Below are 25221 nucleotides of genomic sequence, written 5' to 3' on the forward strand. Positions count from 1 at the left end.
TTATAAACCGCTAACACCACCGCTCACTACCAATTTCATGGCATCTCCTGCGCTCATTTTTAAATCCTTAACCTTATCTCTTTTCACAATACAAAGCTGACCAGCAAATGAATAAGACAACGGAAAATAAACGGCGACATCGTCAGGAAGATCGAGTTTATGCAAATCATTTTGGGTTAAAAACCCAATTTTTTTCATTCCACCTTCAACTTCAACCAATACCGGATGATTAAATTTTTTCTCATCACCAACAAAAGCTTCGGTTAAATCTTTAATAGATGAATAAATGAAATTAAGCAAAGGCAAGCGATGCATCATGCGCTGAAACCAGTTATACATCGGCTCGGTTACCAAATTGGTTACGAAGATACCAGCCAATAAAATAATGGTTACAACAGTTAGTAAACCCAGACCCGGAATGTTTCTGCTTTCGCCTGTACGGGGATTTACACCCAGAATATTGTTTACATTTAGCCAGCTATCAACAGTTGTAACTGCCCAAACTACAATAAAAATGCTCACAGCGATGGGCACAACAATTAATAAACCTTTAATTAAATAGTTTAAAATGGCTTTCCCTACTCTGTTCATGCTGCAAATTTATTCAAAATTGTTCAATAGTTCATTAGTTAGCATGATGGATAAAATTTAAATGTTCATTAGTCATTGGTCATTGGTTCATTAGTTAGCATGGTGGATAAAATTAAAGTTCATTAGTCATTCGTCACTGGTTCATTAGTTAGCATGATGGATAAATTTAAAGGTTCATTCGTCATTGGTTCATTAGTTAGCATGGTAGATAAATTTCAATGTGTATTGGCACACATGCAATTATGCATCCAGACTGATGAACTAGTGCACAAATGACTAATAAACTAATTACCAATGAACTAATTACTAATAAACTAACCTATTCATAAAAATAAACCCTCTTTACCCGCTGTGAAATATTTGTAAGGATTTCATAAGGAATCGTGTTGATATCGTCTGCAAGCTGCATAATAGTATGTTCCTGATTGAAAACAATGGCTTCGTCTCCAGCTTTTACATCGAGGCCAGTAACATCCAGCATCGTCATATCCATGCAAATGGAACCTATGGTCGGCACCAAATGTCCATTGATGAGCATTTTACCTACGCCATTACCAAAAATACGGGCATAGCCGTCAGCATAACCGATTTTTACCGTCGCTATTTTTCCCCCATTTGGCATCACTCCTCTCCTGCTATATCCAACCGTTTCGCCCGCCGTTAAGGTTTTAACCTGCGTTACGGTTGTTTTAAGTACCATTACCGTTTGTAAGCCGCGGTTATTAGCTAAAGCAGCGTCGAAACCATATAAGCCTATTCCTAAACGAACCATATCCATTTGTCCGTTTGGCCAGCGGCTAATTCCCGACGTATTGGCAATATGAAGTAAAGGTTTGTAGCCTAAAACTGCTATCAGTTGTGTAGCAATGGAATTGAATTTTTCAATTTGTTGTTCAGTAAAACCATCGTGAAGGGCTTCTCCGCTTGCTACCAAATGAGAAAATATACTTTTAACGCTTAGCCGTTGCGAATTTTGTAAGCATATTGCTAAATTCTCCATATCGGCAGATTCAAATCCCAATCTGTGCATACCACTATCAATCTTAATATGAATAGGGTAATCGAAATCATAATCAGAAAGTGCATTCAAGAAGCTATTCAAAATTTCGAGACTATAAATCTCAGGTTCTAACTGATGTTTAATGATGGCTTCAAAAGCAGATTCTTCAGGACTCATCACCATAATAGGAAGTGTTATTCCCGCTTTGCGAAGGGCAATTCCTTCATCGGCATAGGCCACAGCCAAATAATCAACTTTGTGAAACTGCAATAAATTGGCAATTTCAAAACTTCCACTTCCGTAAGAGAAAGCCTTAACCATGGCCATAATTTTAACACCGGGTTTTATTTTCGAACGATAGAACTGCAGGTTGCGAACCATGGCATTCAAATCAATCTCTAAAACCGTATCATGGATTTTTTGAGTAAGCAATTTACTAATCCTTCCAAATTCATATCGCCGAGCGCCTTTTACTAAAATGGTTTCATGACTGAATTGTAAACCTGGAAATGCTTCAATGAAAGCATTTGTCGTTTCAAAAAACTGGGCTTCGGTGTTAAAGAGGCTTTCATATTTTGAAATGTGTGGGCCGATCCCGATCAAACGATTCACTTTCTTCTGCATCAATAAATCAGCAATTTCGGTATATAAATCCAGATCGTCCTGACCCGTTTCAAATAAGTCAGAAAGAATTACGGTTTTCTTAGGATGTTGATTCTGTTGATTGAGAAAATCTAGTGCAATGGCTAACGATGAAATATCCGCACTGTAAGAATCATCGATGATGGAGCACTGGTTAATGCCATTCTTAAGTTCCAAGCGCATACTCACATGACTTAATTTTTCCAAACGAAGATCAGCCTGTTCTGCAGAATAGCCTAAAGCGAGCAAGGTTGCCCAACAAATCATGCCATTTTCTATCGATGCCTTATCCTTAAAAGGTAACATGCATTCAATTTCCTGATCTTGATAAATCGCTCTTAAATAGCAATTCCCTTCAATCGGTTCAACAGCAGTAATCCGCAAATCGGCCATTTGGTTAGTGCTCCAACTAAAATGTTTTTTACCCGGTAAATCTTTTTCGTTGATTTCTGTCGTGTATTCTGGCGAATAGATCAGCAGATCCGTATTTGTAAATAACTTTAACTTTTCGGTCAGCTTTTCTTTTCTCGAACTAAAACCCTCTGCATGAGCTTCTCTAACATTGGTTAAAATTCCGATTTCAGGTTGGATCATTACGGATAATGTTTCCATCTCGTTCACTGCAGAAATACCTGCCTCAAAAATTCCTAAATTATTATCTGCGTCGATTTGCCAAACAGAAAGTGGAACACCGATTTGTGAGTTGTAACTCTTCGGACTACGAACAATACTGTAATCGCTAGCCAAAAGTTGATACAACCACTCTTTCACAATGGTTTTTCCGTTACTACCGGTAACGCCGATACAGGTTAAATCAAATTTATTTCGATGATAAATAGCGAGTTTTTGTAATGCACTTAATGCGTTATCAACTAACAGGAAATTACAATCAGGATATTGTTGTAAATAGCTCGTGTCGGTAATCACAAAATTTCTGATCTCCTTGCTGTAAGCATCCTTTATAAACTCGTGTCCATCTCGATGGGATAATAAAGCAAAAAACAAGGAATTTTCAGGAACCAAAACCGATCTACTATCGATTACCAAATGCGTAATTCGTGCTTCTGTATTGAATAAATTTGCATCAGCATTTAAAATTTCAGCTACGGTAGAAATGGTATATATCGGATTCAACATGATATTATATTCAGGAAATTATGGTAATCGTTTTTATTTTTACGAAGTTCACCAATTAATTATGAAAACGGGTAAACAAGAAGCAGCAATATTAGATAAAAAACAGGCATTGGCCAAAGCTGAAAACTTTTGCGCTTACCAGGAACGTTCGCAAAAAGAAGTAAGATATAAATTGGTGGAATGGGGAATGCGTGGCGATGAATTGGAAGAAATTTTATCAGAATTAATCACCAACAATTTTTTAAACGAAGAACGATTTGCAAAGCAATATGCCTCGGGAAAATTCAACATTAAAAAGTGGGGAAGAATTAAAATTAAGCAGGGTTTGAAACTAAAAGGCGTTCCGGATAGAATTTTACAAAAAGCGCTATATAGTTTAGATGACGATGATTATATGCAAACCATAGAAAGTTTAGCCCTAAAAAAAGCAAGAACTTTAAATGAAGTTAATCCTTTAAAACGAAAAATGAAGCTAATGACTTATCTTCAAGGCAGAGGATTTGAAACTGATTTAATTTTAGTGGCACTGAAAGCCAGCAATTTAAACTAAATATTAAATTTTTAATAAAAAATCCCTTGACAGAAATATAAATCTGTCTATATTTGCAACACCAAAACGAAACAGCATATCGGTTTTGTTTAATGCGAAAGTAGCTCAGTTGGTAGAGCACGACCTTGCCAAGGTCGGGGTCGCGAGTTCGAATCTCGTCTTTCGCTCTAAATGCCTTCCTACCAGAGGGCATTTATTTTAAAAGGTTAATCGCCTGCTCGGGTGGTGGAACTGGTAGACACGCAGGACTTAAAATCCTGTGCTTTCAAAGGCGTGCGGGTTCGATTCCCGCCCCGAGTACTTCAAAAAAAATCGAACTAAAGCCATCAACAATGATGGCTTTTTTTGTTGATTCAACTTCTGAAGATGGATAAAAGAAGAATTATCAATCAACAAAAAATAATTTTTAATAATTTTTGAATCTGAAATTTATATTTCTATATTTGCAACCCCAAAGGGAATACAGCGATTGTATTATTCATGCGAAAGTAGCTCAGTTGGTAGAGCACGACCTTGCCAAGGTCGGGGTCGCGAGTTCGAATCTCGTCTTTCGCTCTAAATGCCTTTCCTACCGGAAGGCATTTATTTTAAAACATTAATCAACTCGATTTATCGGGATTGACTAATGCTCGGGTGGTGGAACTGGTAGACACGCAGGACTTAAAATCCTGTGCTTTCAAAGGCGTGCGGGTTCGATTCCCGCCCCGAGTACAATAAACAAATCGAAACTAAAGCCATCAGCAATGATGGCTTTTTTTATGCCTACATTTTTTTGAACTCACCCTTCTCACTAAGATAAGTTAGTCCATAAAAAAAGGCCTTCTTGTTAGGAAAGCCTTGAACTTTTATACAATTTGATAATTTACGTTTACTCTTTTGGGGTAGTTACTTTCTGACTCATTTAAGGATATAAAAGCAGCTTGATTATGAACTTCATTCTTTAGTGCATGTTCATAGTGAAATTGAATAGTTTCTTGATTATTTTTTGGTAAGTTTCTTGTCGCTTCGATTAAAAGGTTCCGATCATTTAAATTCTCTGGCAATAAGGTGATATCGCAATTTCCTTCACTTATTTCTTTAACTAGATATTTCATTTGTTTTTAACATTCGGCTCTTGTGTTAGTCTATTTCAAGAACGGGGCAAAATTAACGCTAGTGAATGTTTTATATGTAATCTAAAAGTTAATTTTAAGCAAAGCATTGTTACATCGGTTCCAACCAAGTTCATCCTATAATAAAAAAACTCCAGATGGTAGATCTGAAGTTTTCAAATGTTTTTCGGTAAATGTTTTTTATTTAAGCAAATATTTTATACTTCTTTCTGAACCTTAGGCTCTTCTGTACCCTCTTGTCCGTTTTTGAATTCTTTAATGCCTTTTCCTAAGCCTCTCATTAATTCTGGAATTTTCTTGCCTCCGAATAATAAAAGGATAGCAACGCCAAGAATTATCATTTCTGGACCGCCAAGTATTGCTGCAATGGTTGAATGTGTCATGTTTTATGGTTTAAGGTTTTTCTGAATGAATCTGTTTGTATATACGTTGATTAAACCATTATGGTTTCCAACAAAAATTAGGATGGAAGATTTAATTGATAATCCACACGCTTCAACAAATCATAAATATCAAAAGGCTTGGAAATAAATCCCTGAGCATTACAAGTCTTATTAATTTCTCCAATTTTTGCATGAGCACTCATCATCAGAACCGGAATATTTTTAGTACTATCAGCCGTCTTTAAACCACTACAAATATCAATACCGCTTCCATCAGGAAGCATTACATCGAGCAAAAATAGATCTGGTTTAAGATTTTTAGCATTTAAATTGAAGTCTTCTATACTTGCGAAACCTGTTACATCGTAATTCTCTTCTTGTAATAAAAGAATAATTACATCCCTAATTCCCTCATCATCTTCTAGCACACACACCCTTTTTCCCATCTCCTTAATTTTATTCTAACCTGATCAATTTTAAATATTTAGAAACCAATTAATTAACCAACAATGAAATGAATTGTTTTTAAAATTTTAGCGCCTATTAGAATAGAATGAGAAAACTGCAGATGAAGGCACTACTTTTTGTTCTTTAATTTCTCCTCTAACATTTTAATAAAGAATCCGCCAATTACACTTCGGGCCGTAAAATTTTGCCTTCTGGCATCTTTGGTTTCATGCCAATCACTCATTGGTACCCTATCTGGCGTTTCAATAGCATAAGTATACACTGGCTCAATTATAGCTTCAAAATCCTTTCTATCCGATGCTAAGGTAGCTGTCCAGGTGATCCAGTCAGATTTCGTATAAGTTTTACGACTATCCAATGGCAAGCCGTATTTTGTCTGTTTTGTTAAATAGAATTTAATTTCTTTATCATAAACCGATTGCGGGAATAAGCCAAGATTTAACACTTTATCCCAAACCAGATTATATTTCTGGCTCCATGTATTTTTGTCGTTAAAAGTTAAGGCATAATGATCACCCGCATCCGCTAACTCCATCCACTTTTTAGCCATCTCTTTGGCCATTTCAGTATATTTATTCCCTGTTGCCGTTTCACCAAGCATGGTTGCCAACATCCCATATCCGCCTAAGGCAACGATCGCTTTAACCGATAAGTTTGCATTTCTGGCCAGGTGACCGGCAAAATCATCAGTGGATAATTGGTTGGCCGGATCTAAACCTTCTTTGCTTAAATACTCTGCCCAAATGCTTAGGGTTTTCCAATGCTTTTTAGCATAACTGGCATTAACTTCGGTTTTAGCAATGGCAGCCATTAAGATTAACATATTTCCCGATTCCTCGATTGGCATATCTTCTCCATAAGTTTGGCCATTTGCTAATGGATAAGTCCCTAAATCATGTGCTGAATAAGGTTTGGTCCATTTGCCGCTTTCGCTGAAATAAAATATTCCGTTCATCATGCCTTTAACCAATTCAGGATTATAAATTAAAAACAAAGGTGCTGAAGGATAAGTAATGTCAACCGTTCCGATAGATCCATTGCTAAAATTTTCTTTAGATAGAAATAGTAACTCGCCACTTGGGCTTTGCACCAATTTGTGGGCAGAAACCGCTTGTCTGTAAGCCAAAATACATAACTGTGCATATTTCTCTCCTCCACTTTTTACAGCATCCTGATGTAATTTCTGATCAAAAGCCTTGCATTTTTGCGTCACTTCAGAATAATGGGCACTGGCCTTTTGCAGCTGGTTCTCGATCGTTTCCTTACCGGTGGTATTCCACCATGGTTTTAAATTGGTATGAAAGTATTGTAAAGAATAGAGGTCATCGTAGCCCAACATCACATAATTTTCCCTTTCTGTAGCCCCCACTTTTCCTAATGGAATAATAGTATTCAAAACCAATTGTTCGCCCTGTAATTCATTTTGTTTGAATTGTTTGCCCGTTAAAAATGTGGTTAATGCATTGCTGACACTTGAAATGTTTTGAATGCTTTTATAACTAGCTGGCGTAGCAACGTACATATAACCCCAATCTATCCTCACGTCATCGCCCGCTCTTTTTAGTATAGGTTGCTCAATGGTACCCGCCCTTAATATAGAAAGGGTTGCAGTGCCATATTTCTTTGCTTCAACCTTCTGGAAAGCACTATGCGTTGCGATATTGGTTGATGCCCCGTAATACAGTTTTACCTCATGTTGTTTTCCATCATTGGCTTTAACTTTAGTGGTGATGTAGGAAACTGGCCTCGAAAGAAGATCCAGATCGTTCATTAAAAGTGGAGATGTGAATGTTAAAGTCAAATCAATTTTACCACACCTAACTGTATAAATGGTTTGTGTAGCATTAAAGGTTAAGCTTTTTTGTATTGCTTCTTCGATCTTTGTGGCATTGGCATCGGTAGGCTCTTCTACTAAACCATAATCTAAAAATGATGGCCCTCCGGTATTTTTGGCATAAACGGCTAGCACATTTTTCCCGGTTTTCAAAAGTGCTTTATCTAAGGGGATATAAACAAATTTGCCCTCCACCTTGGGTACATTGTAAATTTCCTGACCATTTAAGTAAGCTATGGCATTGTCATCATGTTTAATTTTAAAAAAAAGCTTGTCGCTGTTTATATTTTTTAGCGTAAAAACACGTCTTGTCCAAACTTCATCCTTGCTCCATAATGTTCTTACCTGTGATTTTTCACTACCAACTGGCCCCATTCCCTTCTCCCATTTACTATCGTTAAAACCTACATTAAACCAATCTGCATCTGGCTTGCTTTCTGTAAATGACAATTCCATTGGTTTTTCATCGGCGGTAGGTAAAATAGAGCGATAAACTTTTTCTGATTGACCCAGGAAATTATAAATTTTTCCATCAACATTAATCATCCCAGTGAGCGATTGGTTGGCACCAGTCCAGTGTTTGGTTGTACTTTTGTGCAAAGAATCTGATGAGGACCAAATGCTAAAATAAGGATCGTGGGTAATTAAAGGATAAGCTGGTGCCGATCTTTGTTGTGCAAACACAGCTGTATAGCTTACTAGAAGTAGCACTAAAATTTTTCTCATAACATATTTGGTAAAACGTTTAACTAGCATCCAAAGTAAGTAATCAAAGTTTACTTTCGCATTTGTTTTCAATTTGTTACGAAAGAAAAAAATTATTTCAAGAAAATTACACCGGTAATTTGTCGCATCCGCCCTTGCCGGAATGTGATTACTTCAATTAGCTTTACATAAAAATTAAATCTCAAGAAATGGAAACTAAAACACCAATAACAATAGAAGCCATTATTAATGCGCCAGTAGAAAAAGTTTGGAAATACTGGTCGGAACCAGCGCACATTACAAAATGGACCTTCGCAGCGAGTGATTGGCATGCGCCTTATGCCGAAAACGATTTAAAAACAGACGGGAAATTCAAAACCCGAATGGAAGCAAAAGATGGCAGTATGGGTTTTGACTTCGAAGGAATTTACAGCAAAGTAGAAAAGCATAAACTTATTGAATATGGCTTGGGCGATGGAAGGCAAGTGAAAATCACTTTTGAAGAAACAGATGGTAAAACAAAAGTCATTGAAACATTCGATCCAGAAAATCAGAACCCGATAGAAATGCAGCGAGACGGCTGGCAGTCCATTTTAGATAATTTTAAAAAATATACGGAAGAGAACTAACATAAAGAGCGCTTTCAAACCTAGAAAGCGCTTTTTGTTAACCTGTTTTTAGCCAGCCAGTAATGCTCATCCTTTGTTTGTTGGTTACTAAAACCTCATGAGCCAAATCGGCACTTTTAAAAAAAACACCTTTGCCGCTAACTGGAGAAATATTCTGCTGTGCATCATTTTGGTAAATGCGAAGCTCTCCCCCATCCTCAATTTTCCAATCTGCATTTAAATACAGAATTAGTGAATATTGTCGGCTGCCATTGTTTTGAAACTGATCTATATGTTTCTTGTAAAATGCTCCTGGTTGATAAAGCGTGTAGTGAAATTCGTAGCCAGTAATGCCCGTGTAACAAGTATTATTTAAGTGAAGCACAAATTTATCCATCAAATCGAAAAACTCATTTTCGTATGGGTTATTATGTCTCCTATCCAGCCAATAAATTACATCACTCCTAACGAGTTTGTCCTGAACAACAATTTTATTGTTACCAATGCCAGCGCTGAGAAGTTCTTTATTTTGAAAAAGATGAATTAAATTGGTCTTTAAATGAGCAGCGAGAGCGATACTAAGAAAATTTTCTACAACACCAACCTTATCTTCGATATAACTATCTATAAGGCAATCGAATATCTCTGTCAATAAGTCAACGTTAATTAGAACAACACGTTCAAAACATTACAAGGTAGTCTAATTAAAGTATTCCCACGATTTTAATCTTATATATTTGATTGATTTTTAATTCCGCAGCAATGAACTCTATTTTCCCGGCTCAATATTCTACCTTATCGGCAACGGCCTTAAATAAATATCTCATTGACGGTTATCAACTAGAACAGGATACAACTTGTAGCTTACTAATTAGAAATGTGAGCGATACTTAGCTGGTAGAGAACACAAAAGAGCGATACATATTTAAAATTTATCGTGATTCTCACCGCAAAATAAATGAGATAGAAGCCGAAGTGGAGTTATTAAATGTTTTAAAGTCAAACGGAAATTCGGTTTCTCATCCATTAAAAGATAGAAGTGGGAAACAAATACAACAATTTAATGCCATTGAAGGGACACGAAATGGCATACTATTTTCTTGGGCTGAAGGAAACGTAATCATTGACTTGAATGAAGATCATTTAATCACACTTGGTAGAGACATTGCCAAATTACATCAAACCACTGTAAATCTAAAACTTAAGCATCAGCGACAACAATTCAACTTCGAAACACGCTATTAGCGCCATTGAGAACTTTAAAGCCTCATTTTAGAGAAATGGCTGATGAATATGAATATCTTAATGCACTATCTAAAAAGGTAATAGATAAATTTTCATCATTTAATACCTCAAATTTTTCTTATGGTTATTGCCACTACGACTTTTTTCCAAAAAACTTTCACTTTGACAAGGGTGGTAAAATCACTTTCTTCGATTTTGATTTTGCAGGAGAAGGTTATTTAGTTAACGATTTGATGTCGTTTTTGAATCATTTTTTCTTCCATCAATTAAATAACCGGATTACCAAAGAGCAAGCAGAAGTAGATTTCAATATTTTTTTAAAAGCTTATCAAGAAATAAGGACGTTAACCGATGATGAAATATTGGCAATTCCCTATTTAGGAATTAGTTTCCATATCTTTTTTTTAAAATTCTTTTACGATAATTACGATGATTGGTCTAACACATTCTTAACGCCAAGGTATGTAAAGCATCGGGTAGAATTGATAAAAAAATGGGTAGCGCTTTATTGTAACTTTTAGCAAAAAATGTATTAAATATCGCAAGGCTTGGTTATCTTGTGTATAAAAAATCAACCTAAAATGGATCAGAAAATCATTACCCTTTACGACGAATATACCCACAGCCAGGTAAGCAGAAAAGATTTCATGAAAAAGCTTGCGCTTCTTGCTGGTAGCACGGCATTAGCGTTGACTATTTTACCTATGTTAGAAAATAATTATGCTGCTGCAGCTGATTTTAATAGTGATGACATTGAAGTAGAAAATGTTACTTACGCAGGTGTTGATGGTGATATGAAAGCAGTTTTAGCAAAACCAAAAGGCAAAAAGAAGTTGGGTTGTGTTTTGGTTATTCACGAAAACAGGGGCTTAAACCCACATATCATTGATGTAACTAAACGCATTGCAGCCGAAGGTTTCTTAGCGCTTGGTGTAGATGCACTTTCTCCGCTTGGCGGAACACCAGCAGATGAAGATAAAGGGCGGGAGCTAATTGGTAAGCTTGATCCACAAAAGAACCTTCAAAATTATTTGAAAGGACTGGAATATCTGCGCAACAGGAAAGATGGAAATGGTAAAGTAGGTTGTGTAGGTTTTTGCTGGGGCGGTGGAATGGCCAATAAACTTGCTGTTAACGATCCGAAATTGCAAGCTGCTGTAGCTTATTATGGCGCACAAGCTAATGCAGCCGATGTACCGAAAATTAAAGCCAGTTTGATGTTACATTATGGTGGCTTGGATGAGCGCATAAACGCTGGGATTCCTGCCTATGAGCAAGCATTGAAAGAAAACAAAATAGACTACAAAATTTATATTTACGATGGCGTGAACCACGCTTTTAACAATAACACTTCGCCAACTAGGTACAATGAAGCCGCAGCTAAATTGGCTTGGCAACGAACTATCGATTTGTTTAAAAGTAAACTCTCTATTTTAACGAGATAGCGGTTTAAAAAAGATCTGTACGTAGCATTTCTTTCAAAATATTCGATTGTACATCGAAATTATTGAGGTGATTTAGAAAGTTGATATCAGAAATTTTCTGGTAGCTGCTTTCTAATAAATCTTGTACATCCTTAGACATGGCCGTTTTCATCACCGCAGCATTACTTTTCAACTTATCATTTTTGTATTCTAATTCCTGAACAATTCTTTCTCGTTCTGAAAGATTGTTGGAAGTATCGAGATCTTTAAAAACTGATAAATCGCATATCAGGAACAGATTTCTGCTGGGATAAAACAGGAAATAAGTCTTATTATCCAAAAACTTATATACCTCGATAATTAATTCGCCAGATTTTAAACCCAGATGAAACTCTGTTCTAAAATCGAACTTACAAAGTCTTCCCATTAATTTCTTTTCAATCACAGCATACGCATTCGAATAAACATTTTTACCTTGATAATCGACCAATTGTGATAACTGGTCGGCTGTTAAATCGAAATAATAATCGTTTGCGTACTTGGCACTGAATACGTTAATATTTTTTGAGAATGGAAAATCGGTGCTTAGATCAGAGAGATTGTTGTACAGTCGCCTAAGCGATTGGTTTACTTTTAATGTTTGCTTCTGTTTATCTTGCGTGAATTTATTTTTATCATCGAGCGAGCCTGAAATTTTATCAATTAGGGCTTCATTCAGATCAATTTCATCATAAATTAAGGCCACATTTTTCTCATTGCTTTTCTTAATTTTCCGGAGTAAGGCAATAACGCTATCCGTAAATTGTAAATGAAAAAGATCGAGTTTTTCTATTTCCAAATCTTCATTATTGGAAAATAGTTGATGAATAACCTGCGTTCTTAAGAAGATTTTATAAATAATTTCATCATCAAAAAACGCAGAGAGCAACTGTAAACGGTTGATCTCTGCGTTTGATTTATTTAGAATATTTAAACGGTATTCATCCATAGTTTAGTTTAGCTCACCCTCGTCACGTTCTTTTTCAACTCTGCTTCTAAAGTTTTCAATTCACCATCGAGTACTTTTCTGCTTTGTGCCCCAGCTTCATGAATTTGTTTCACTTCGTTTAATGTTTCAATTAACGAAGAGGTTGTCATTTTTAAGGTCTCCAAAGAAACAACAGTTTTTTCATTTTCTTTAGCAACATCGATACTATTTTGTTTTAACATCTCTGCATTCTTCTGCAAAATGGTATTTGTGGTATCCGAAACTTTCTTTTGCATTTCTACATTGGCTTTTTGCCTTTGTAGTGCAACCGCAATGGTTAACTGGTTTTTCCAAACAGGAATGGTTGTAGAAACAATAGATTGTGCTTTTTCTGCAATTGATGTATTGTTATTTTGCACTACCCTAATTTGAGCCAGAGACTGCAACATAATGAAACGAACAATTTTCATATCCGCCAAACGCTTATCCAGGCGGCTGGTAAAATCTCTCAAATCAGCTATCTCATAATCCTGGTAATCTGCAGGTCTGCCTTCCATTTCGGCAAGTTTGAGCTGAAGTTCGTTGTATCTCAACTGACCAGAAATAATTAAATCTTCCATTTGTTTGATGTAGCTTACATTGCTATCAAACATGGTTTGTAAAGCGGTATTATCTTTAATTGAGTTTAACCGACCAGCTTTGATTTTGTTGGTGATCTTATCAATATTATTAACCACCACATCATATTTCTGAAACAGTTTTTTCACATCAACAACCAGATTTTTTAAAAATGGAATGCGAGAGATAAAACTTTTGAAGCCACTTTGTTCCAGTTCAGAAACATCAATATAGTTCAGTTCGGTAAGCAGTTCGTTAATAAGACCGCCCACTTCACCACTGTTGTAAGTTCTTACCGATGCTAAGAAATCGTTACTATATTTCTCCATCGAATTTTGTGCTTCACTTCCATAATTTAAAATGGAATTCACATCAGATGGTTCTAAAGATTTTGCAATCTCTCTATATTTTGCAGTTTCTTCAGTGGTAATTACTTCGAGATTTACATTGCCATCTTTATCCAGTTTAACTGGCGTTAGATTCGGGATCGCTTCGTTTGGGTTGGTTTCCATAGTTATATTTAAGCTGTAAACTATAAATAGTTTTGGGTTACAGTTTTAACCGTTTCTTCTAATTTTTTATCGCGGGTTGGTTCTCCGATGGCATTGAATTTCCATTCGCCATTTTTTTTGTAGAAAACGCCCATAACCATAGATACTGAGCCTTTAAAGGCAGCATCATTTGCAATATCGTAAGTAGCGAAAACCTCATTCACACGTTTGCTGGTGCCTTCGTAAATACGGATAGAAGCAAATGGAATGGTACCAAAGTCATGTCCTCTAAAGCTATTTAAAACAAAAGCTACGTAATTCACATTGGCATCCAATTGAGCTAAATCCAAAGTAATCACTTCATTATCCAGGCCATCGTCGCCACCCATGTCGCCAGTTAAATCATCGCCACTGTGCTTTACCGATCCGTTTTTAGATTTTAAGTTACCGAAATAAACCACCTCTAAAAGTTGCTTACTGTCGTTATATAAAACACAGCTGGCATCTAAATCTACGGCTTCTTTTGATGAACCGAAACCAAACATTCCTTTCTTTTCGATAGCGCCCCAGTTAATACCAACACAAACATTTTGCAGCTTGCTTCCGTTTGATTTTTCTAAATTGATTCGCTGACCTTTTTGAAGATTGATTGCCATAATTTTATTGATATTTGTTTAAATAATCCTGTAAACCACCTTTCATTCCCATTCCAACCGCTTCAAATTTCCATTTGCCTTCGCGTTTGTAAATTCTGCCAAACTCAACTGCTGTTTCGATTGAAAAATCTTCTTCCAATTCATACTTCAAAATCACCTCATTGGTTGTGGCATCGAATATTCTTACAAAAGAGTTTCTTACCTGACCAAAGTTTTGTTTTCTGGCTTCAGCATCGTGGATGGTAACCACCACACAAATTTCGCTTACTCTTGGATCAATTTTAGTCAAATCTACTTTCACTTGTTCATCATCACCATCACCATCCCCAGTTAAGTTATCGCCTGTATGTTCCACTGCTCCATCAGGAGAAGTTAAGTTGTTGTAGAAAACAAAATTTTCGTCAGAAACTAATTTTTTCTGATCGTTTAAAATAAAAATCGAGGCATCTAAATCGAATGCAGCACCAGTTGAAGAGCTGTTGGTATCCCAGCCTAAACCGATTGTAAATTTAGGTGCATCAATGTTTTCTCTTTGTCCTTTTTGCAAGTTAATAGCCATATCTTAAATTAATTTATAGTTGTTATTTTTGATGTAATTTTTAATTTGATGTAAATTTTTGGCGTAAGCTTCAATGGTATGATAGCCATTTCCTAGCGCCAAATCGTACAATTCGTTTATAAAATCGCCATTTCTACGTTCGAGGAAGATGCTAAAACTTTCTGAAGCGGTATTGAGAATATACTTAACAATTCTGGTGTTGAAACAAAAATCCCCTCCATCTATAATTTCCTCCAAATCGAAAATTGATTTGATTTGGTGGTAATTTAAGAAATTCTCTACGTTTGGATGAATGTTTTTATTCACCAACTCGGCAAAGTAGAGCATATGCATTTCATTTGATAAGCCATACGCTTTAGCCATTTTCAAAATCATTCGCTCATGGCTACCCGTTATCCTGATATCATCGAGAAATAATAAGGTTTTTCCAACCAGAAAATCTTTATCAATGTGAAAAGAATCATTGCCGATCAGGCTTAAACGTTCTTCGGCACTTAGCTCGCCATAATCTTCCTTGTAAGTAACCGTTCTGTGCACTTTGGTTTCTTGTACCTGCAAGCCTCCGTTTTCTACCAACCAGCGATTTAGCTGAGAAACGAAATAGTTTTTCATCGCAAAGGTAGCTGTGGGAATAAAGCTGTACGGACTTGAAATGACCACAATTTGATCAGTAATTAAATTATCAGCCAGGTAATATTTAATAAATCCGTCTGCCAAATCCTTACCAAATGATTTTGCAATGAAGTTATCACCAAATTTAAAACGACTGTAATGATCGGGATTGAAGCCAAAATCGGCTGTGTTATCAATTTTGTGAAGTGAGTACGTGTAAGGAATCATGAAAGTAACGTTAAAATAGATTGATTATTGGAGTTGATCAACATACTTTGTATACCCATTGCACTAGCGCCCCGAATATCAGCATGCGGATTATCCCCAACATGAATAATGTGTTGTAAATCAAGCTCGGGATGTTTGCTTCTATCAATGTTGTTTAACATCAATTCGAAAAATTTAGGGTTTGGTTTTGATAGCCGTACCTCATCAGAATACAATTGAAAATCGATAAATTGATCTATCTGTAAATGATGAAGCACTTTTTTTAAGGTGTTTCCTTTGATGAATCCTGTATTACTTAAAATATTGGTAGAACTTAAATTGCTTTCTTTTATTTGAGACAGAACGGGTAAACAATTTTCACAATACACAAGCGGCATGTGTTCAAAAAGCAGCTCTTCCATATCATTGTAAATCTTCTCTAAACCTACCTCGTTAAAAGCAAAACTGAAATCGTTGATCATGCTAATCACCATGAGGTACATTTCATCAGCATCAACATTTTTACCGGTTTTTTCGTTAATGGCATTCACCATCAAATCTACCTGGCGAAAAATAGCACCGACCTCATCCATACTTTTTTGCTTTGCATTAAACTTCGCATGAAAGTATTTGGTTCTTTCGAGTTTAAACGTTGGGTTTGATTTAATCAACGTTAACCAAAGATCGAATGAATAATGTTTGTAAAAAGCCATTGCGCCTATTTCCTAATCTGTGTTATAAAATTCTAATATTACAAAATTGATTGTAGAACTAGAAATATTTGATTGTAAGTTTTATCACAGATAAGCTTTGTTTTTGATATTTAGATAGAGCAAAGAAACAAAAATATTGAACTTAAATGCACTCAACCAAAAATTTATTATACCGTTTAGAACGAAGATTGGTCCTTCTGTTACAGATTAACAATAATTTAATTTAGGCTTAACTGATAGACAGATCCTTTTTCTCCAGCCAAAATGATAGCCTTGCCTTTTTTACTTCTTTGAATAGCATTAAAACTTTGATCAGAAATATGTTTCCAATTTTTACCGCCATCAACGGATAAATCGGTACCTGATGTGCCTGTAGCTACCAGCGTTTTTGCATTAATATAAGTTACGCCAGATCGATAACCAGAGACAGGTATAATGGGCTTTTCCCAAGTTTGGCCACCATCATTAGTGAGCAGCACATTGTTTGTGTTTATTTTATCCTGAACATAATCGCCGCCTACAACAACTCCTACTTTTGAATTATAGAAATCCATAGAAAATGGACCTGTAGTTTCTTTACCTTGCCAAATTGGGCATTTAAATACGCTCCAATTTTGACCGTAATCATCAGAATAATAAATATTAGAGACCATTCCACCTGTAGAGATCCAAACTTTGCCACCCGATAAGGTTTTAATGGTGCTTCCACTCGCAGCAAAGCCAGCCTCACCTTTTGCTAATGATACTTTTAAATTGGGAGAGATATCCTCCCAGGTTTTACCAGCATCTACAGTTTCGAGTAGCTGCATTTTATCCTTGATCGGATCGCCAAAAATAATGCCTTTGTTTTTGTCCCAAAATCCTAATCCATCCAAAAAAATCGCCGAATCTGCGTTTTTGTAATGTTCAGTCCAATTTGTGCCACCATCAATCGTTTTCAAAACGTAAGCCGGTGAACCTGCATTTACAATAATAGCTTGTTTGTCATCAAAGGCTTCAATATCTCTAAAATCGAGTTTTTCGTAACCTTTGGGTTTAATCCAATGCCAGCTTTTACCACCATCAATAGTTTTTCCAACTGATCCATTGCTTCCACTTACCCAAATTACCTTATCACTTACCACACTTAAGCCACGTAAACTGGTTTTGGTGTTTTCGTTTAGTGGTTTTAACGAATACGATTGTGCAGCGCAAAAAAAAGGTGCCATTAAAAGGCACCATAATATTTTCTTCATATTAACTATTTTACTCTTCTAAAAGTTTCCGAACGCCCAAGTAGTGAAATCCCTACATAACCCCGAACGTTTAAAACATCATTTCCTTTTAAAGTCATGTTACAGCTATAAGTTTTACCACTTTTTGGATCGTATATCGTACCATCAGTCCACTTGCCATCCTCATAAACAAAGTTCTTCAAAATCTCTAAATTGAGCAGTGGTCTTTTTTGCAAACCAGCATCTGGATTTCTGGCATCTAACTTTGGTTTTCCATTTAGATTTGGTTCTTTCATCCAGGCCAACTTTCCATAATATTTATCTCCTTTTTTGAAGATCTCTATTTGTCCTTCACCAGATGAATTAAGCCATTTACCAACTATAGCATCTTTGCTTTGCGCTAATGCCGAAAAAGAAACAGCCACAAAAAGCAGCAGCAAAAAGGGAAATTTTCTCATATTTTATTATCAGTTAGTTTTTAAAGATAATTAATCATCTTTTATATTGAAACAATAAATAAAGCAAAAAAGTATGAGAAAGTTTTAATAAGGGAAAATATTATTTCGAAATGATAGGCAAATATTTTTGTCGGTAAGCGTAAAATAAAAACAAATTAAATAATAACATTACACCAACCATAGGTAATTCTTTAGGGCCTAGAAAAGCATGATACAAGAAAATATTTAAGGTTATTGGAAAAATAATTATTGCTGCTAATGGTGCCGTTCTTCCTATCAATAACATCAGGCCAGCTATCAACTCTGTAACTTTAATTAAAGGAAATAAGTACTTGGCTACCAGAATTCCCGACATAAAGGTGGTCTGATCAGCCGTCATTTTGGGCATTTCGCCCATTGAAATATTAAAAAGAACTGGCACTGAGGCAAAAATATACATACCTCCTAATAGTACTCGGATAATAATTACTGCAATTTTCATGTTTTAGTTTATTAAGTTTTATGTGGTTTGTTTTATAAACTTAACCAGTCGTTTACAAACTGCTCCAATGCAGATTGCTTCATTTTGATGTCTTCCACACCATAAAATCGAGCTTCTCTTCTATCTTTCCAACTTCCTTGTAAAAACGATGGGTCTTCAATCATTTTGCCATCATAAAAGATAAATATAATTTGAACATATCCCTTTGCCCTAAGATTAAACGCAGCCATATCTTTCTTGCTATAAAAGCTTGGTGCATTCCATTTTACCCTTTCCTTTATATCACTGTTAGCATTGATCATGATGGAACGCAACAGCAATATCTCCTCCTTGTAAGGATGATTCAACTGGTTGATAAATTCATCAACTTCGGCTTTGCCACTTAAACTAAGTTTCTTTAACGGCATGATGTCTTTGTTAGTTGAATATCCATCCAATGTTGCCACTCTCCATTAACTCTTTGTTCCCAAGTACCTTCTATTTTATTAAGCTTAAATTTACCTTGAAAGCGTTCACTATCGGCAAAAATGAGAATGATGTCATCAATTATTTTTATTGTAGATATTGATATTGACCCATCACTCCCAAAGGCTTGTGTTCTAAAAACATCTTCCAACTCATCATAATGAATAATTTCTACCGAGCTAGTCTTCACATCCCCAAAACAGACATCCACATAATGTATCATAAAAAAAGCACCGTCTATCCATTTATACACATCGGTACCAATAATGCCTTTTTCATCAACTGTTCGCCCCTGGGTAGTCCAATTTCCTACAAAGGGTTGTAAAAGCTCCAGTTTTTTGTTCCTCATTAACGTTTATATTTTGAATTCAATTGATGCAAATAAGTGCAATTTTAGCTAACAATTACATATAACTCATTCCTGCGTAGCCCAGCAGCCTTCTCCATAGTGCTATTTGTCCAATGCAATTGGCTTCGCGATAGCTGGTAAAACTAATCATATCAAACAAAGTCATTTCCATGCCTGGCATTTCTATTTTTTGATTCAATTTTTCTTCTGATGCATTAATCAATGCCTCATGCAGCAAGGGTGAAATCGATTCCCAATCTCTTTTAAAATCAGCTAGTGAAGGATAAGTAGCGTCATCAATTATGCCATGGTTATCTTTAAAAAGTTCACCTGTTAAAAATTCAGCATCAATACCCAATAAGCTTGCAAGATAATAGCGACCAGAAACCACACTCCCCGTTATCCAAGCGATGTGGTTTGCTTTCGTATCCAATCGTTTTTGCGCATCTGTTTCCTTAATTCCGTCTAGCGCTCTTACAAGAAAATCAGTCTGCATTTCATATAGCACCATAAAACCATAAAGCTTGCTGCATTTTGGCTGTACACTCATAATTAAATTCTTTTATTAATGACAAAATAAAATTAGCGAATACTATAAAACTAAAATGTTGCTATTTAGGTCATATTGAGGGGGTAAATCAGACAGACGAGCTTCTACAATAAGACAATTTAAGAATAATTAAGGCGAAAATTTATGAAGGCTCCAGAAAGATAAATCAACTAATTAAATAGTTTTCAACACTATTTTTTTAAATGTTTATAATTATTGAGATTATTCAGCGTTTCTACTACAATATTTATGATAACTTAATGTTATAATTACACTAACCAAATAATCAACATTATGAGCACTTTCCTAATTATCACCGCAGCATTTTACATATTATCTTTTGGTCTTATGTTATATTGTTATTTCTCAGCTGAACAAATTCCCAGCGACGACGAAAAATTTTAATACATTCCAATCTAAATTAACGCTCATCAAGTATTCAATGAAAATTGAATAGCAATGCTTGGAGTACAGCTATCCGAAAATCAGATCGATTACTTCCCATCAATCCACTTTAAAATACTTGTGGTTGTTCCTGTATAGTACAGAATTAGAAATACTACAAGAAGTACAATTAAAATCCAAAGAATTGGCCAACCTTCAAATTTTCGTTTTGAGGTTGATTGATAATAATCATCAAAATTCTTATGCTCATTTTCTACCCTATTTACCCCATTTTCAGGTTTTGGATCAGACAGATTGCTCATAAAATATATTCGGTTAGTATACAAAACTAACTTTTAAACTCAACATTAAAAAATATGTTGCAATATTAATGAGATTTTGCTGCCTTAAAATTTAAATGGATAATCTCATCATACATTTAAACTTTGCATAGAGTGCCTCTATATTTTAATCGCACAAAAAAATAGATAAATTATTAATGGGCATTCATCAAACAATCTTTATAAATGCAAAAACCCATCTAACAGATTTATTAAATGGGTTTTTCGATATGTGTTAGACGGAATTAAGCTCTGAATCCACCAGATACTTCGATTCTTTGTGCATTAATCCATTTAGAATCATCTGAGCAAAGAAATGCAACAACGCTTCCAATATCATCAGGCAAACCGACTCTTCCTAAGGCAGTTTGTGAAGAAATAAGCTGGTTATATTCTGCACTGTCACGAACTGCACCGCCCCCGAAATCTGTTTCGATAGCTCCAGGAGCAATGGAATTCACTCTGATTTTTCTGCTTCCCAATTCTACAGCCTGGTATCTTGATAATGAATCTATGGCCGCTTTCATTGCACCATAGGCTGAATAACCTGTAAAAGAGAATCTTGCCAACCCGGAAGAAGTGTTCACCACGCTGCTTCCATCATTTAATAAAGGCAATAACTTTTGCGTTAAGAAATAAGGCCCTTTAAAATGGATATTTGTCATTGCATCCAATGTTTCTTCAGTTGTAGTTTCGAAACTCTCGTTAATTCCGATTCCGGCATTATTTACTAGCGCATCTAATTTTGCTGAGGAAAATTGGGTATCTAAAAGATTTTGCACCTCCGAAACAAACTGATTAAATCCAGCAGTTGAAGAGATATCCAAATGTAATGCAAATGCTTTTTGCCCTAGTGCTTCGATTTCTTTTACTACTTCGTCAGCAGATTCTTTCTTTGTTTGGTAGGTTAGAATAATATCAAATCCTCTATTTGCTAATGCGATAACCGAGTCTTTACCCAACCCGCGGCTGGCGCCTGTTACTAAAGCTATTTTACTTGTCATTTTTTTTTCGTTTTAATTACTATAACAAAGATCATCAACAAAGCCAAGGAGGTGTTTGTATAAATCAAACGAAAATTTGCAAAAATCAAACAATAGCTAATTCTCTGAAATGTTGTGGCGATTGGTTTCCATATTTCTTAAAAAAATTTGAGAAATGTGCTACCTCTTCAAATCCTAATGTAAAGGCAATTTCAGAAACATTCCAGGAAGTTTGCGTAAGCAAAATTTTAGCTTCTCTAAAAATGCGACTGCCGATGATTTCGCCGGTGGTTTTACCTGTGGTATCTTTCAAAACTCTGTTAAGGTGATTGATATGAACGCCTAAAATCCCGGCGAAATCTGCTGGGGTTTTTAGTTTTAAGATTTGACTAATATTTTCAATTGGAAACTGTCTTTCCAAAAGTTCTATAAATAAAGTTGTGGTTCTCGAAGCGGCAGTTTTAATGTTTTCTACCGGCAGAATAGGCTTTAATTTTTGCCCAAAATGAATCAGCTCCATCAGATAGTTCCTTAATAAATCGTACTTATAAATATAATCAGATTGTATTTCCTCATGCATTTTTAAGAAAACCGTTTCAAATTTTTGATACTGTTCTGTTGATATTTGATAGACGAAATCGCTTTGCGGCGAAAAAACAGGCAGACTGTCGAGTTCTAATCCAATCTTTGAGGCAGGAAGAAAATCTTTGGTAAAAACGCAAAAATGCCCAGACTGATCTGTACAAAGATGGGTGTAGTTATAAGGGATTTTAGGAGAAGCAAACAGCACAGCGCAATCGTCAATCACCACCGTTTTGTCTGCATATTCCACTCTATTTTGCCCATTAATCAAGCTTATCTTGTAATAAGTTCTCTTATTGTAAGGCATACCTGTTTTCGACGTGCAGGTCTTGGCAATTTCTGAAATATCAAAAACATTGAAATGGCCCACATCTTTATGAATGTTATCCGTTAAAAATTGATTTATATCAGGACAGCTTTCTCCCAATATATCCTGATAAAATTCTTTGATCGTGATGGAGTTCATTTTTATTTGTAAAAATCAAAGATAGGTCTTTGAAATATAAAACTACGATTAATATGCAAGACCAGATGCAAGTCTCATACGCGGTTCACTTTAATCAACTGACAAGGGCTGGAACTTCCTTTCAAAATCGAACCATAATGTTTTTCGTACAATTTCTAACCGGTTGTAAAACGTTCTGTTATATAACTTTCCATTGCCTAGGTCAAGGTGGTTAGACTATTTATTTCAAGCAGAAGAATATAACTGTACCTAAAACGTATTTACGCAAAAAAGCCCTGTAGATATTGAATTTACAGGGCTTTAACATTCACAAAAGTACTCGAGAGGAGATTCGAACTCCCACACCCGTACGGGCGCCAGCCCCTCAAGCTGGTGCGTCTACCAATTTCGCCACCCGAGTAAGTGGAGTGCAAATATAATTTTTTTTTAGGTTTTGGAAACAGAGATTTACAATTGAATTTTCAATCCATCGTAAGCCAACCTGATGTTAGTTGGTAAATGCTTTTCTACGGATTCATGCAAACCCAAATTGTGACTGATGTGCGTTAAGTAAGTAATCTCTGCACCAACCTTTTGCGAAAATTCCATCGCTTCGTTTAAGGTGAAGTGAGAAATATGTGATTCATGCTGCAAGGCATTTAGCACCAGTATTTTTGTTCCCTTTATTTTTTCAAAACTAGCTTCGGGAATAGTTTTCGCATCAGTGATATAAGTAAAATCGCCAATCCGATAACCCGTGATCGGTAATAAATGATGCATGACTTCAAATGGTATGATCGTATTCTCCCCTATTTTAAACTTTTCGCCGTTGTTAATGGTGTGAAGATTAATTTGTGGCAAACCGTGATATTTAGTTTCTGCAAAAATGTAATAAAACTCTCTTTTTAAAGCAGTTTGAACACGTTCTGTAGCGTAAACATCTATAACCTTATTTAGCAAATAATTAAAAGGGCGAATATCATCTAAACCAGCAATATGATCTTTATGCTCATGGGTAAATAAAACCGCATCTAAATCCTTCACCTTTTCACGCAAGAGCTGATAACGAAAATCAGGACCACTGTCGACAACAATAGTTTTATCGTCAGTTTCAATTAAAATTGATGTTCTTAACCTGTTGTTTTTCTTGTCGGTAGATGTACAAACTTCGCAGTTACATGCAATTACAGGAACTCCTTGTGATGTACCGGTGCCTAAAAAAGTAATTTTCATCGTAATGAAACTTCCTTTCTACATCTATAATCTGCTACCTGCGTTTGCATTAAAATAATTCGGTTTGTTGTAAAGAATGAAAAAATTGTCGTTGCTTTTCGTCTAAAATATTCTCATCCGGGCTGGTTTGCTTAACCAAAGCGACTAAAGCCGCTATTTTTCCTTCCAAATTGGAGAATTTATTAACCACGATAATCTTATTATGCTCCAGAAGACATGAACCCGTTTTAAAGTTACCCTTTTCATAGCGAACCTTAAAACCCATTGCAAAAAGCAATTGCTCTAGCTTTTCTAAAGTATGGTTTGTTAGTGGCAACGACATTGCAACAAACTTAGAGAAATCTATGCAGCATTCATAAAGACAGGCATGATTTTTTTAATCGCATTTGTAATGCCTTATTTGAACAATTAGAGAGACTACAAGCGACATGCTGCTACAGAAGAGATTCCTCATTGGGTTAGAATGACAAACGGCGATTGGTACATCTTGCAACAGAAAAAGGTTCAGCTGTTTCCAACTGAACCTTTTCAAAATCATTTCCCGCAATGCGGAAAAAATTATCTTAAATCTACCACTTCAACACCTGGATATTTTTTTGCATCGAATGCAAAAGTAGCTTCAGGGATATTTACATTAGGAGAAAAAGTTTTCACATTGTAAGTGTATTTGTTTCCATTTTTATCAAACAACACCACATTCGCAATTTGCTTAGCAGCCTTATCAATACTTAAGCGAACCTTAAAAATTGATTTCTTGGCATCTACGGGAGTCAAATCTATCATTTGATAGGTTTTTGCTCCAACTTTCTCTTCGCCAGTGTAAATGTATTTAAATCCTTTTTCGTAGACGGTAAAGATTTTTGCAGGATTAATGGCATCTCCACTGTTATCTACATTGCTCACTTGCACTTCTTTGTCCTTTTTAAGGTAAGTCCATTGGCTTTTACCATCGCTAAATAACTCTTGATTTGTCATTGCGACTTTGTACTTATTAGAGTTGGCTTTTACATACAAAGTACCTTGCTGTGTTTCTTTTACCTTAGCTTTCGGATTATCCAAAGTGAAAGAGAAATCTGTTTTCACAATGTTATACGATTTGTATTTTTTACTCACTTCTGCTAAAATCGCCTTCGCCTTTGCATCAGTTTGAGCATAAGTTGATGTTGTAAAAGCAACTACAACCATTAATGCTGAAATTAATTTCTTCATCTTAT

At 35.6% G+C, this 25221-nt stretch carries 31 protein-coding genes and 5 tRNA genes; 10 read left to right on the plus strand and 26 right to left on the minus strand.

All coding sequences use genetic code 11. The annotated features are described in order from the left end of the window. Window positions 1-591, minus strand: coding sequence for a DUF502 domain-containing protein (locus tag ACZZZK_RS05025; RefSeq protein ID WP_265802049.1), 591 nt, complete (start codon window positions 589-591; stop codon window positions 1-3). A 319-nt stretch (window positions 592-910) separates the two neighbouring features. After that, on the minus strand, window positions 911-3370 hold the full coding sequence (locus ACZZZK_RS05030) for a bifunctional UDP-N-acetylmuramoyl-tripeptide:D-alanyl-D-alanine ligase/alanine racemase (protein ID WP_463483181.1): 2460 nt from the start codon (window positions 3368-3370) through the stop codon (window positions 911-913). Between ACZZZK_RS05030 and ACZZZK_RS05035 the strand changes: the two genes are divergently transcribed. The 5 genes from ACZZZK_RS05035 (at window position 3369) to ACZZZK_RS05055 (ending at window position 4631) form a co-directional block, all read left to right on the plus strand. Then, the gene (locus ACZZZK_RS05035) at window positions 3369-3920 is read left to right on the plus strand and encodes a regulatory protein RecX (RefSeq protein WP_463483182.1); all 552 of its coding nucleotides are present in this window, start codon (window positions 3369-3371) and stop codon (window positions 3918-3920) included. The two genes, ACZZZK_RS05030 and ACZZZK_RS05035, sit on opposite strands and share 2 nt — an antisense overlap. 94 nt (window positions 3921-4014) lie before the next feature. Next, window positions 4015-4087, plus strand: a tRNA-Gly gene (locus ACZZZK_RS05040). A gap of 49 nt (window positions 4088-4136) precedes the next feature. After that, window positions 4137-4220: transfer RNA gene (locus tag ACZZZK_RS05045), tRNA-Leu, on the plus strand. A 182-nt stretch (window positions 4221-4402) separates the two neighbouring features. Then, window positions 4403-4475: transfer RNA gene (locus ACZZZK_RS05050), tRNA-Gly, on the plus strand. A 72-nt stretch (window positions 4476-4547) separates the two neighbouring features. Then, a tRNA-Leu gene (locus ACZZZK_RS05055) sits at window positions 4548-4631 on the plus strand. 134 nt (window positions 4632-4765) lie between these two features. On the opposite strand, the gene ACZZZK_RS05060 is transcribed toward ACZZZK_RS05055, so the two are convergent. The 4 genes from ACZZZK_RS05060 to ACZZZK_RS05075 all read right to left on the minus strand — a co-directional run bounded on the left by ACZZZK_RS05060 (window position 4766) and on the right by ACZZZK_RS05075 (window position 8443). Next, entirely contained in the window at window positions 4766-5014 is a 249-nt protein-coding gene (locus ACZZZK_RS05060; protein ID WP_265797569.1) for a hypothetical protein, read from the minus strand. A gap of 215 nt (window positions 5015-5229) precedes the next feature. Beyond that, window positions 5230-5415 carry a Sec-independent protein translocase subunit TatA/TatB gene (locus ACZZZK_RS05065; protein ID WP_056849829.1) on the minus strand — a complete coding sequence of 62 codons (186 nt, stop codon included), beginning with the start codon at window positions 5413-5415 and terminating at the stop codon, window positions 5230-5232. Between the two features lie 77 nt (window positions 5416-5492). Continuing rightward, complete coding sequence (locus ACZZZK_RS05070; protein WP_463483183.1) at window positions 5493-5861, minus strand: response regulator; 369 nt, start codon at window positions 5859-5861, stop codon at window positions 5493-5495. Window positions 5862-5992: 131 nt separating this feature from the next. Next, a complete protein-coding gene (locus ACZZZK_RS05075; RefSeq protein WP_463483184.1) occupies window positions 5993-8443 on the minus strand; it encodes a glutaminase family protein in 2451 nt (816 codons plus the stop codon). A 188-nt stretch (window positions 8444-8631) separates the two neighbouring features. Here ACZZZK_RS05075 and ACZZZK_RS05080 point away from each other — a divergent pair, with 188 nt between their 5' ends. Then, window positions 8632-9051: an SRPBCC family protein gene (locus ACZZZK_RS05080; RefSeq protein ID WP_463483185.1), complete on the plus strand. Its 420-nt coding sequence runs from the start codon at window positions 8632-8634 to the stop codon at window positions 9049-9051. A gap of 37 nt (window positions 9052-9088) precedes the next feature. Here ACZZZK_RS05080 and ACZZZK_RS05085 read toward each other — a convergent pair whose 3' ends face one another. Then, the gene (locus ACZZZK_RS05085) at window positions 9089-9682 is read right to left on the minus strand and encodes a 2OG-Fe(II) oxygenase (protein ID WP_463483186.1); all 594 of its coding nucleotides are present in this window, start codon (window positions 9680-9682) and stop codon (window positions 9089-9091) included. 110 nt (window positions 9683-9792) lie between these two features. On the opposite strand from ACZZZK_RS05085, the gene ACZZZK_RS05090 reads away from it, so the two are divergent. From ACZZZK_RS05090 to ACZZZK_RS05105, 4 genes are read left to right on the plus strand one after another with little or no spacing between them, the layout of a single operon-like run. Next, window positions 9793-9924 (plus strand): hypothetical protein, encoded by a 132-nt coding sequence (locus ACZZZK_RS05090; RefSeq protein ID WP_463483187.1) that lies wholly within the window; start codon window positions 9793-9795, stop codon window positions 9922-9924. Beyond that, window positions 9925-10275: a phosphotransferase gene (locus ACZZZK_RS05095; RefSeq protein ID WP_463486279.1), complete on the plus strand. Its 351-nt coding sequence runs from the start codon at window positions 9925-9927 to the stop codon at window positions 10273-10275. It abuts the gene before it with no gap. A 35-nt stretch (window positions 10276-10310) separates the two neighbouring features. After that, entirely contained in the window at window positions 10311-10796 is a 486-nt protein-coding gene (locus ACZZZK_RS05100; RefSeq protein WP_463483188.1) for a phosphotransferase enzyme family protein, read from the plus strand. 60 nt (window positions 10797-10856) lie between these two features. Further along, entirely contained in the window at window positions 10857-11720 is an 864-nt protein-coding gene (locus tag ACZZZK_RS05105) for a dienelactone hydrolase family protein (protein ID WP_463483189.1), read from the plus strand. A 4-nt stretch (window positions 11721-11724) separates the two neighbouring features. Here ACZZZK_RS05105 and ACZZZK_RS05110 read toward each other — a convergent pair whose 3' ends face one another. From ACZZZK_RS05110 to lolA1, 19 genes are all read right to left on the minus strand, one after another. Continuing rightward, window positions 11725-12687, minus strand: a complete 963-nt coding sequence (locus ACZZZK_RS05110) for a hypothetical protein (protein WP_463483190.1) — start codon at window positions 12685-12687, stop codon at window positions 11725-11727. 8 nt (window positions 12688-12695) lie between these two features. Continuing rightward, window positions 12696-13796: a toxic anion resistance protein gene (locus ACZZZK_RS05115; RefSeq protein WP_265797579.1), complete on the minus strand. Its 1101-nt coding sequence runs from the start codon at window positions 13794-13796 to the stop codon at window positions 12696-12698. Window positions 13797-13816: 20 nt separating this feature from the next. Further along, window positions 13817-14431, minus strand: coding sequence for a TerD family protein (locus ACZZZK_RS05120; RefSeq protein WP_463483191.1), 615 nt, complete (start codon window positions 14429-14431; stop codon window positions 13817-13819). Window positions 14432-14435: 4 nt separating this feature from the next. Then, window positions 14436-14990: a TerD family protein gene (locus tag ACZZZK_RS05125; protein ID WP_463483192.1), complete on the minus strand. Its 555-nt coding sequence runs from the start codon at window positions 14988-14990 to the stop codon at window positions 14436-14438. A gap of 3 nt (window positions 14991-14993) precedes the next feature. Continuing rightward, the gene (locus tag ACZZZK_RS05130; protein WP_463483193.1) at window positions 14994-15830 is read right to left on the minus strand and encodes a phosphoribosyltransferase family protein; all 837 of its coding nucleotides are present in this window, start codon (window positions 15828-15830) and stop codon (window positions 14994-14996) included. After that, entirely contained in the window at window positions 15827-16522 is a 696-nt protein-coding gene (locus tag ACZZZK_RS05135) for an HAD family hydrolase (RefSeq protein WP_463483194.1), read from the minus strand. Before ACZZZK_RS05135 ends, ACZZZK_RS05130 begins: the two co-directional genes overlap by 4 nt. Before the next feature lie 218 nt (window positions 16523-16740). Then, complete coding sequence (locus tag ACZZZK_RS05140; RefSeq protein ID WP_463483195.1) at window positions 16741-17757, minus strand: WD40/YVTN/BNR-like repeat-containing protein; 1017 nt, start codon at window positions 17755-17757, stop codon at window positions 16741-16743. Window positions 17758-17762: 5 nt separating this feature from the next. Continuing rightward, the gene (locus tag ACZZZK_RS05145) at window positions 17763-18194 is read right to left on the minus strand and encodes a DUF2147 domain-containing protein (RefSeq protein ID WP_463483196.1); all 432 of its coding nucleotides are present in this window, start codon (window positions 18192-18194) and stop codon (window positions 17763-17765) included. A 100-nt stretch (window positions 18195-18294) separates the two neighbouring features. Then, window positions 18295-18675: a DoxX family membrane protein gene (locus tag ACZZZK_RS05150; RefSeq protein WP_463483197.1), complete on the minus strand. Its 381-nt coding sequence runs from the start codon at window positions 18673-18675 to the stop codon at window positions 18295-18297. 32 nt (window positions 18676-18707) lie between these two features. Further along, window positions 18708-19082, minus strand: a complete 375-nt coding sequence (locus tag ACZZZK_RS05155) for a DUF1801 domain-containing protein (protein WP_463483198.1) — start codon at window positions 19080-19082, stop codon at window positions 18708-18710. Then, the gene (locus tag ACZZZK_RS05160; RefSeq protein WP_463483199.1) at window positions 19073-19489 is read right to left on the minus strand and encodes a hypothetical protein; all 417 of its coding nucleotides are present in this window, start codon (window positions 19487-19489) and stop codon (window positions 19073-19075) included. The genes ACZZZK_RS05155 and ACZZZK_RS05160 overlap by 10 nt, the downstream gene beginning before the upstream one ends. 55 nt (window positions 19490-19544) lie before the next feature. After that, window positions 19545-20039 (minus strand): DinB family protein, encoded by a 495-nt coding sequence (locus ACZZZK_RS05165; RefSeq protein WP_463483200.1) that lies wholly within the window; start codon window positions 20037-20039, stop codon window positions 19545-19547. Window positions 20040-20533: 494 nt separating this feature from the next. Then, window positions 20534-20746: a hypothetical protein gene (locus ACZZZK_RS05170; protein ID WP_463483201.1), complete on the minus strand. Its 213-nt coding sequence runs from the start codon at window positions 20744-20746 to the stop codon at window positions 20534-20536. Between the two features lie 263 nt (window positions 20747-21009). Continuing rightward, window positions 21010-21768, minus strand: a complete 759-nt coding sequence (locus ACZZZK_RS05175; RefSeq protein ID WP_463483202.1) for an SDR family NAD(P)-dependent oxidoreductase — start codon at window positions 21766-21768, stop codon at window positions 21010-21012. 85 nt (window positions 21769-21853) lie between these two features. Then, window positions 21854-22795: a helix-turn-helix domain-containing protein gene (locus ACZZZK_RS05180; RefSeq protein ID WP_463483203.1), complete on the minus strand. Its 942-nt coding sequence runs from the start codon at window positions 22793-22795 to the stop codon at window positions 21854-21856. Between the two features lie 316 nt (window positions 22796-23111). Continuing rightward, window positions 23112-23195, minus strand: a tRNA-Leu gene (locus tag ACZZZK_RS05185). A gap of 47 nt (window positions 23196-23242) precedes the next feature. Further along, window positions 23243-24007, minus strand: coding sequence for an MBL fold metallo-hydrolase (locus ACZZZK_RS05190; protein ID WP_463483204.1), 765 nt, complete (start codon window positions 24005-24007; stop codon window positions 23243-23245). 49 nt (window positions 24008-24056) lie between these two features. Continuing rightward, window positions 24057-24329 (minus strand): hypothetical protein, encoded by a 273-nt coding sequence (locus ACZZZK_RS05195; RefSeq protein ID WP_463483205.1) that lies wholly within the window; start codon window positions 24327-24329, stop codon window positions 24057-24059. A 236-nt stretch (window positions 24330-24565) separates the two neighbouring features. After that, window positions 24566-25216: an outer membrane lipoprotein periplasmic chaperone LolA1 gene (lolA1, locus tag ACZZZK_RS05200; protein ID WP_463483206.1), complete on the minus strand. Its 651-nt coding sequence runs from the start codon at window positions 25214-25216 to the stop codon at window positions 24566-24568. Between the last annotated feature and the right edge of the window lie 5 nt (window positions 25217-25221).

This window comes from Pedobacter sp. AC163 (assembly GCF_979258665.1).

Excerpts from the sequence above, each read along its gene's own strand:
- lolA1 (WP_463483206.1), bottom strand. The coding sequence starts at position 25,216 with ATGAAGAAATTAATTTCAGCATTAATGGTTGTAGTTGCTTTTACAACA.
- ACZZZK_RS05125 (WP_463483192.1), bottom strand. The coding sequence starts at position 14,990 with ATGGCTATTAACTTGCAAAAAGGACAAAGAGAAAACATTGATGCACCT.
- ACZZZK_RS05175 (WP_463483202.1), bottom strand. The coding sequence starts at position 21,768 with ATGACAAGTAAAATAGCTTTAGTAACAGGCGCCAGCCGCGGGTTGGGT.
- ACZZZK_RS05160 (WP_463483199.1), bottom strand. The coding sequence starts at position 19,489 with ATGAGGAACAAAAAACTGGAGCTTTTACAACCCTTTGTAGGAAATTGG.
- ACZZZK_RS05120 (WP_463483191.1), bottom strand. The coding sequence starts at position 14,431 with ATGGCAATCAATCTTCAAAAAGGTCAGCGAATCAATTTAGAAAAATCA.
- ACZZZK_RS05130 (WP_463483193.1), bottom strand. The coding sequence starts at position 15,830 with ATGATTCCTTACACGTACTCACTTCACAAAATTGATAACACAGCCGAT.
- ACZZZK_RS05060 (WP_265797569.1), bottom strand. The coding sequence starts at position 5,014 with ATGAAATATCTAGTTAAAGAAATAAGTGAAGGAAATTGCGATATCACC.
- ACZZZK_RS05070 (WP_463483183.1), bottom strand. The coding sequence starts at position 5,861 with ATGGGAAAAAGGGTGTGTGTGCTAGAAGATGATGAGGGAATTAGGGAT.
- ACZZZK_RS05145 (WP_463483196.1), bottom strand. The coding sequence starts at position 18,194 with ATGAGAAAATTTCCCTTTTTGCTGCTGCTTTTTGTGGCTGTTTCTTTT.
- ACZZZK_RS05090 (WP_463483187.1), top strand. The coding sequence starts at position 9,793 with ATGAACTCTATTTTCCCGGCTCAATATTCTACCTTATCGGCAACGGCC.
- ACZZZK_RS05035 (WP_463483182.1), top strand. The coding sequence starts at position 3,369 with ATGATATTATATTCAGGAAATTATGGTAATCGTTTTTATTTTTACGAA.
- ACZZZK_RS05080 (WP_463483185.1), top strand. The coding sequence starts at position 8,632 with ATGGAAACTAAAACACCAATAACAATAGAAGCCATTATTAATGCGCCA.
- ACZZZK_RS05105 (WP_463483189.1), top strand. The coding sequence starts at position 10,857 with ATGGATCAGAAAATCATTACCCTTTACGACGAATATACCCACAGCCAG.
- ACZZZK_RS05170 (WP_463483201.1), bottom strand. The coding sequence starts at position 20,746 with ATGAGCAATCTGTCTGATCCAAAACCTGAAAATGGGGTAAATAGGGTA.
- ACZZZK_RS05025 (WP_265802049.1), bottom strand. The coding sequence starts at position 591 with ATGAACAGAGTAGGGAAAGCCATTTTAAACTATTTAATTAAAGGTTTA.
- ACZZZK_RS05100 (WP_463483188.1), top strand. The coding sequence starts at position 10,311 with ATGGCTGATGAATATGAATATCTTAATGCACTATCTAAAAAGGTAATA.
- ACZZZK_RS05065 (WP_056849829.1), bottom strand. The coding sequence starts at position 5,415 with ATGACACATTCAACCATTGCAGCAATACTTGGCGGTCCAGAAATGATA.
- ACZZZK_RS05135 (WP_463483194.1), bottom strand. The coding sequence starts at position 16,522 with ATGGCTTTTTACAAACATTATTCATTCGATCTTTGGTTAACGTTGATT.
- ACZZZK_RS05150 (WP_463483197.1), bottom strand. The coding sequence starts at position 18,675 with ATGAAAATTGCAGTAATTATTATCCGAGTACTATTAGGAGGTATGTAT.
- ACZZZK_RS05075 (WP_463483184.1), bottom strand. The coding sequence starts at position 8,443 with ATGAGAAAAATTTTAGTGCTACTTCTAGTAAGCTATACAGCTGTGTTT.
- ACZZZK_RS05195 (WP_463483205.1), bottom strand. The coding sequence starts at position 24,329 with ATGTCGTTGCCACTAACAAACCATACTTTAGAAAAGCTAGAGCAATTG.
- ACZZZK_RS05115 (WP_265797579.1), bottom strand. The coding sequence starts at position 13,796 with ATGGAAACCAACCCAAACGAAGCGATCCCGAATCTAACGCCAGTTAAA.
- ACZZZK_RS05140 (WP_463483195.1), bottom strand. The coding sequence starts at position 17,757 with ATGAAGAAAATATTATGGTGCCTTTTAATGGCACCTTTTTTTTGCGCT.
- ACZZZK_RS05030 (WP_463483181.1), bottom strand. The coding sequence starts at position 3,370 with ATGTTGAATCCGATATATACCATTTCTACCGTAGCTGAAATTTTAAAT.
- ACZZZK_RS05165 (WP_463483200.1), bottom strand. The coding sequence starts at position 20,039 with ATGAGTGTACAGCCAAAATGCAGCAAGCTTTATGGTTTTATGGTGCTA.
- ACZZZK_RS05180 (WP_463483203.1), bottom strand. The coding sequence starts at position 22,795 with ATGAACTCCATCACGATCAAAGAATTTTATCAGGATATATTGGGAGAA.
- ACZZZK_RS05110 (WP_463483190.1), bottom strand. The coding sequence starts at position 12,687 with ATGGATGAATACCGTTTAAATATTCTAAATAAATCAAACGCAGAGATC.
- ACZZZK_RS05190 (WP_463483204.1), bottom strand. The coding sequence starts at position 24,007 with ATGAAAATTACTTTTTTAGGCACCGGTACATCACAAGGAGTTCCTGTA.
- ACZZZK_RS05155 (WP_463483198.1), bottom strand. The coding sequence starts at position 19,082 with ATGCCGTTAAAGAAACTTAGTTTAAGTGGCAAAGCCGAAGTTGATGAA.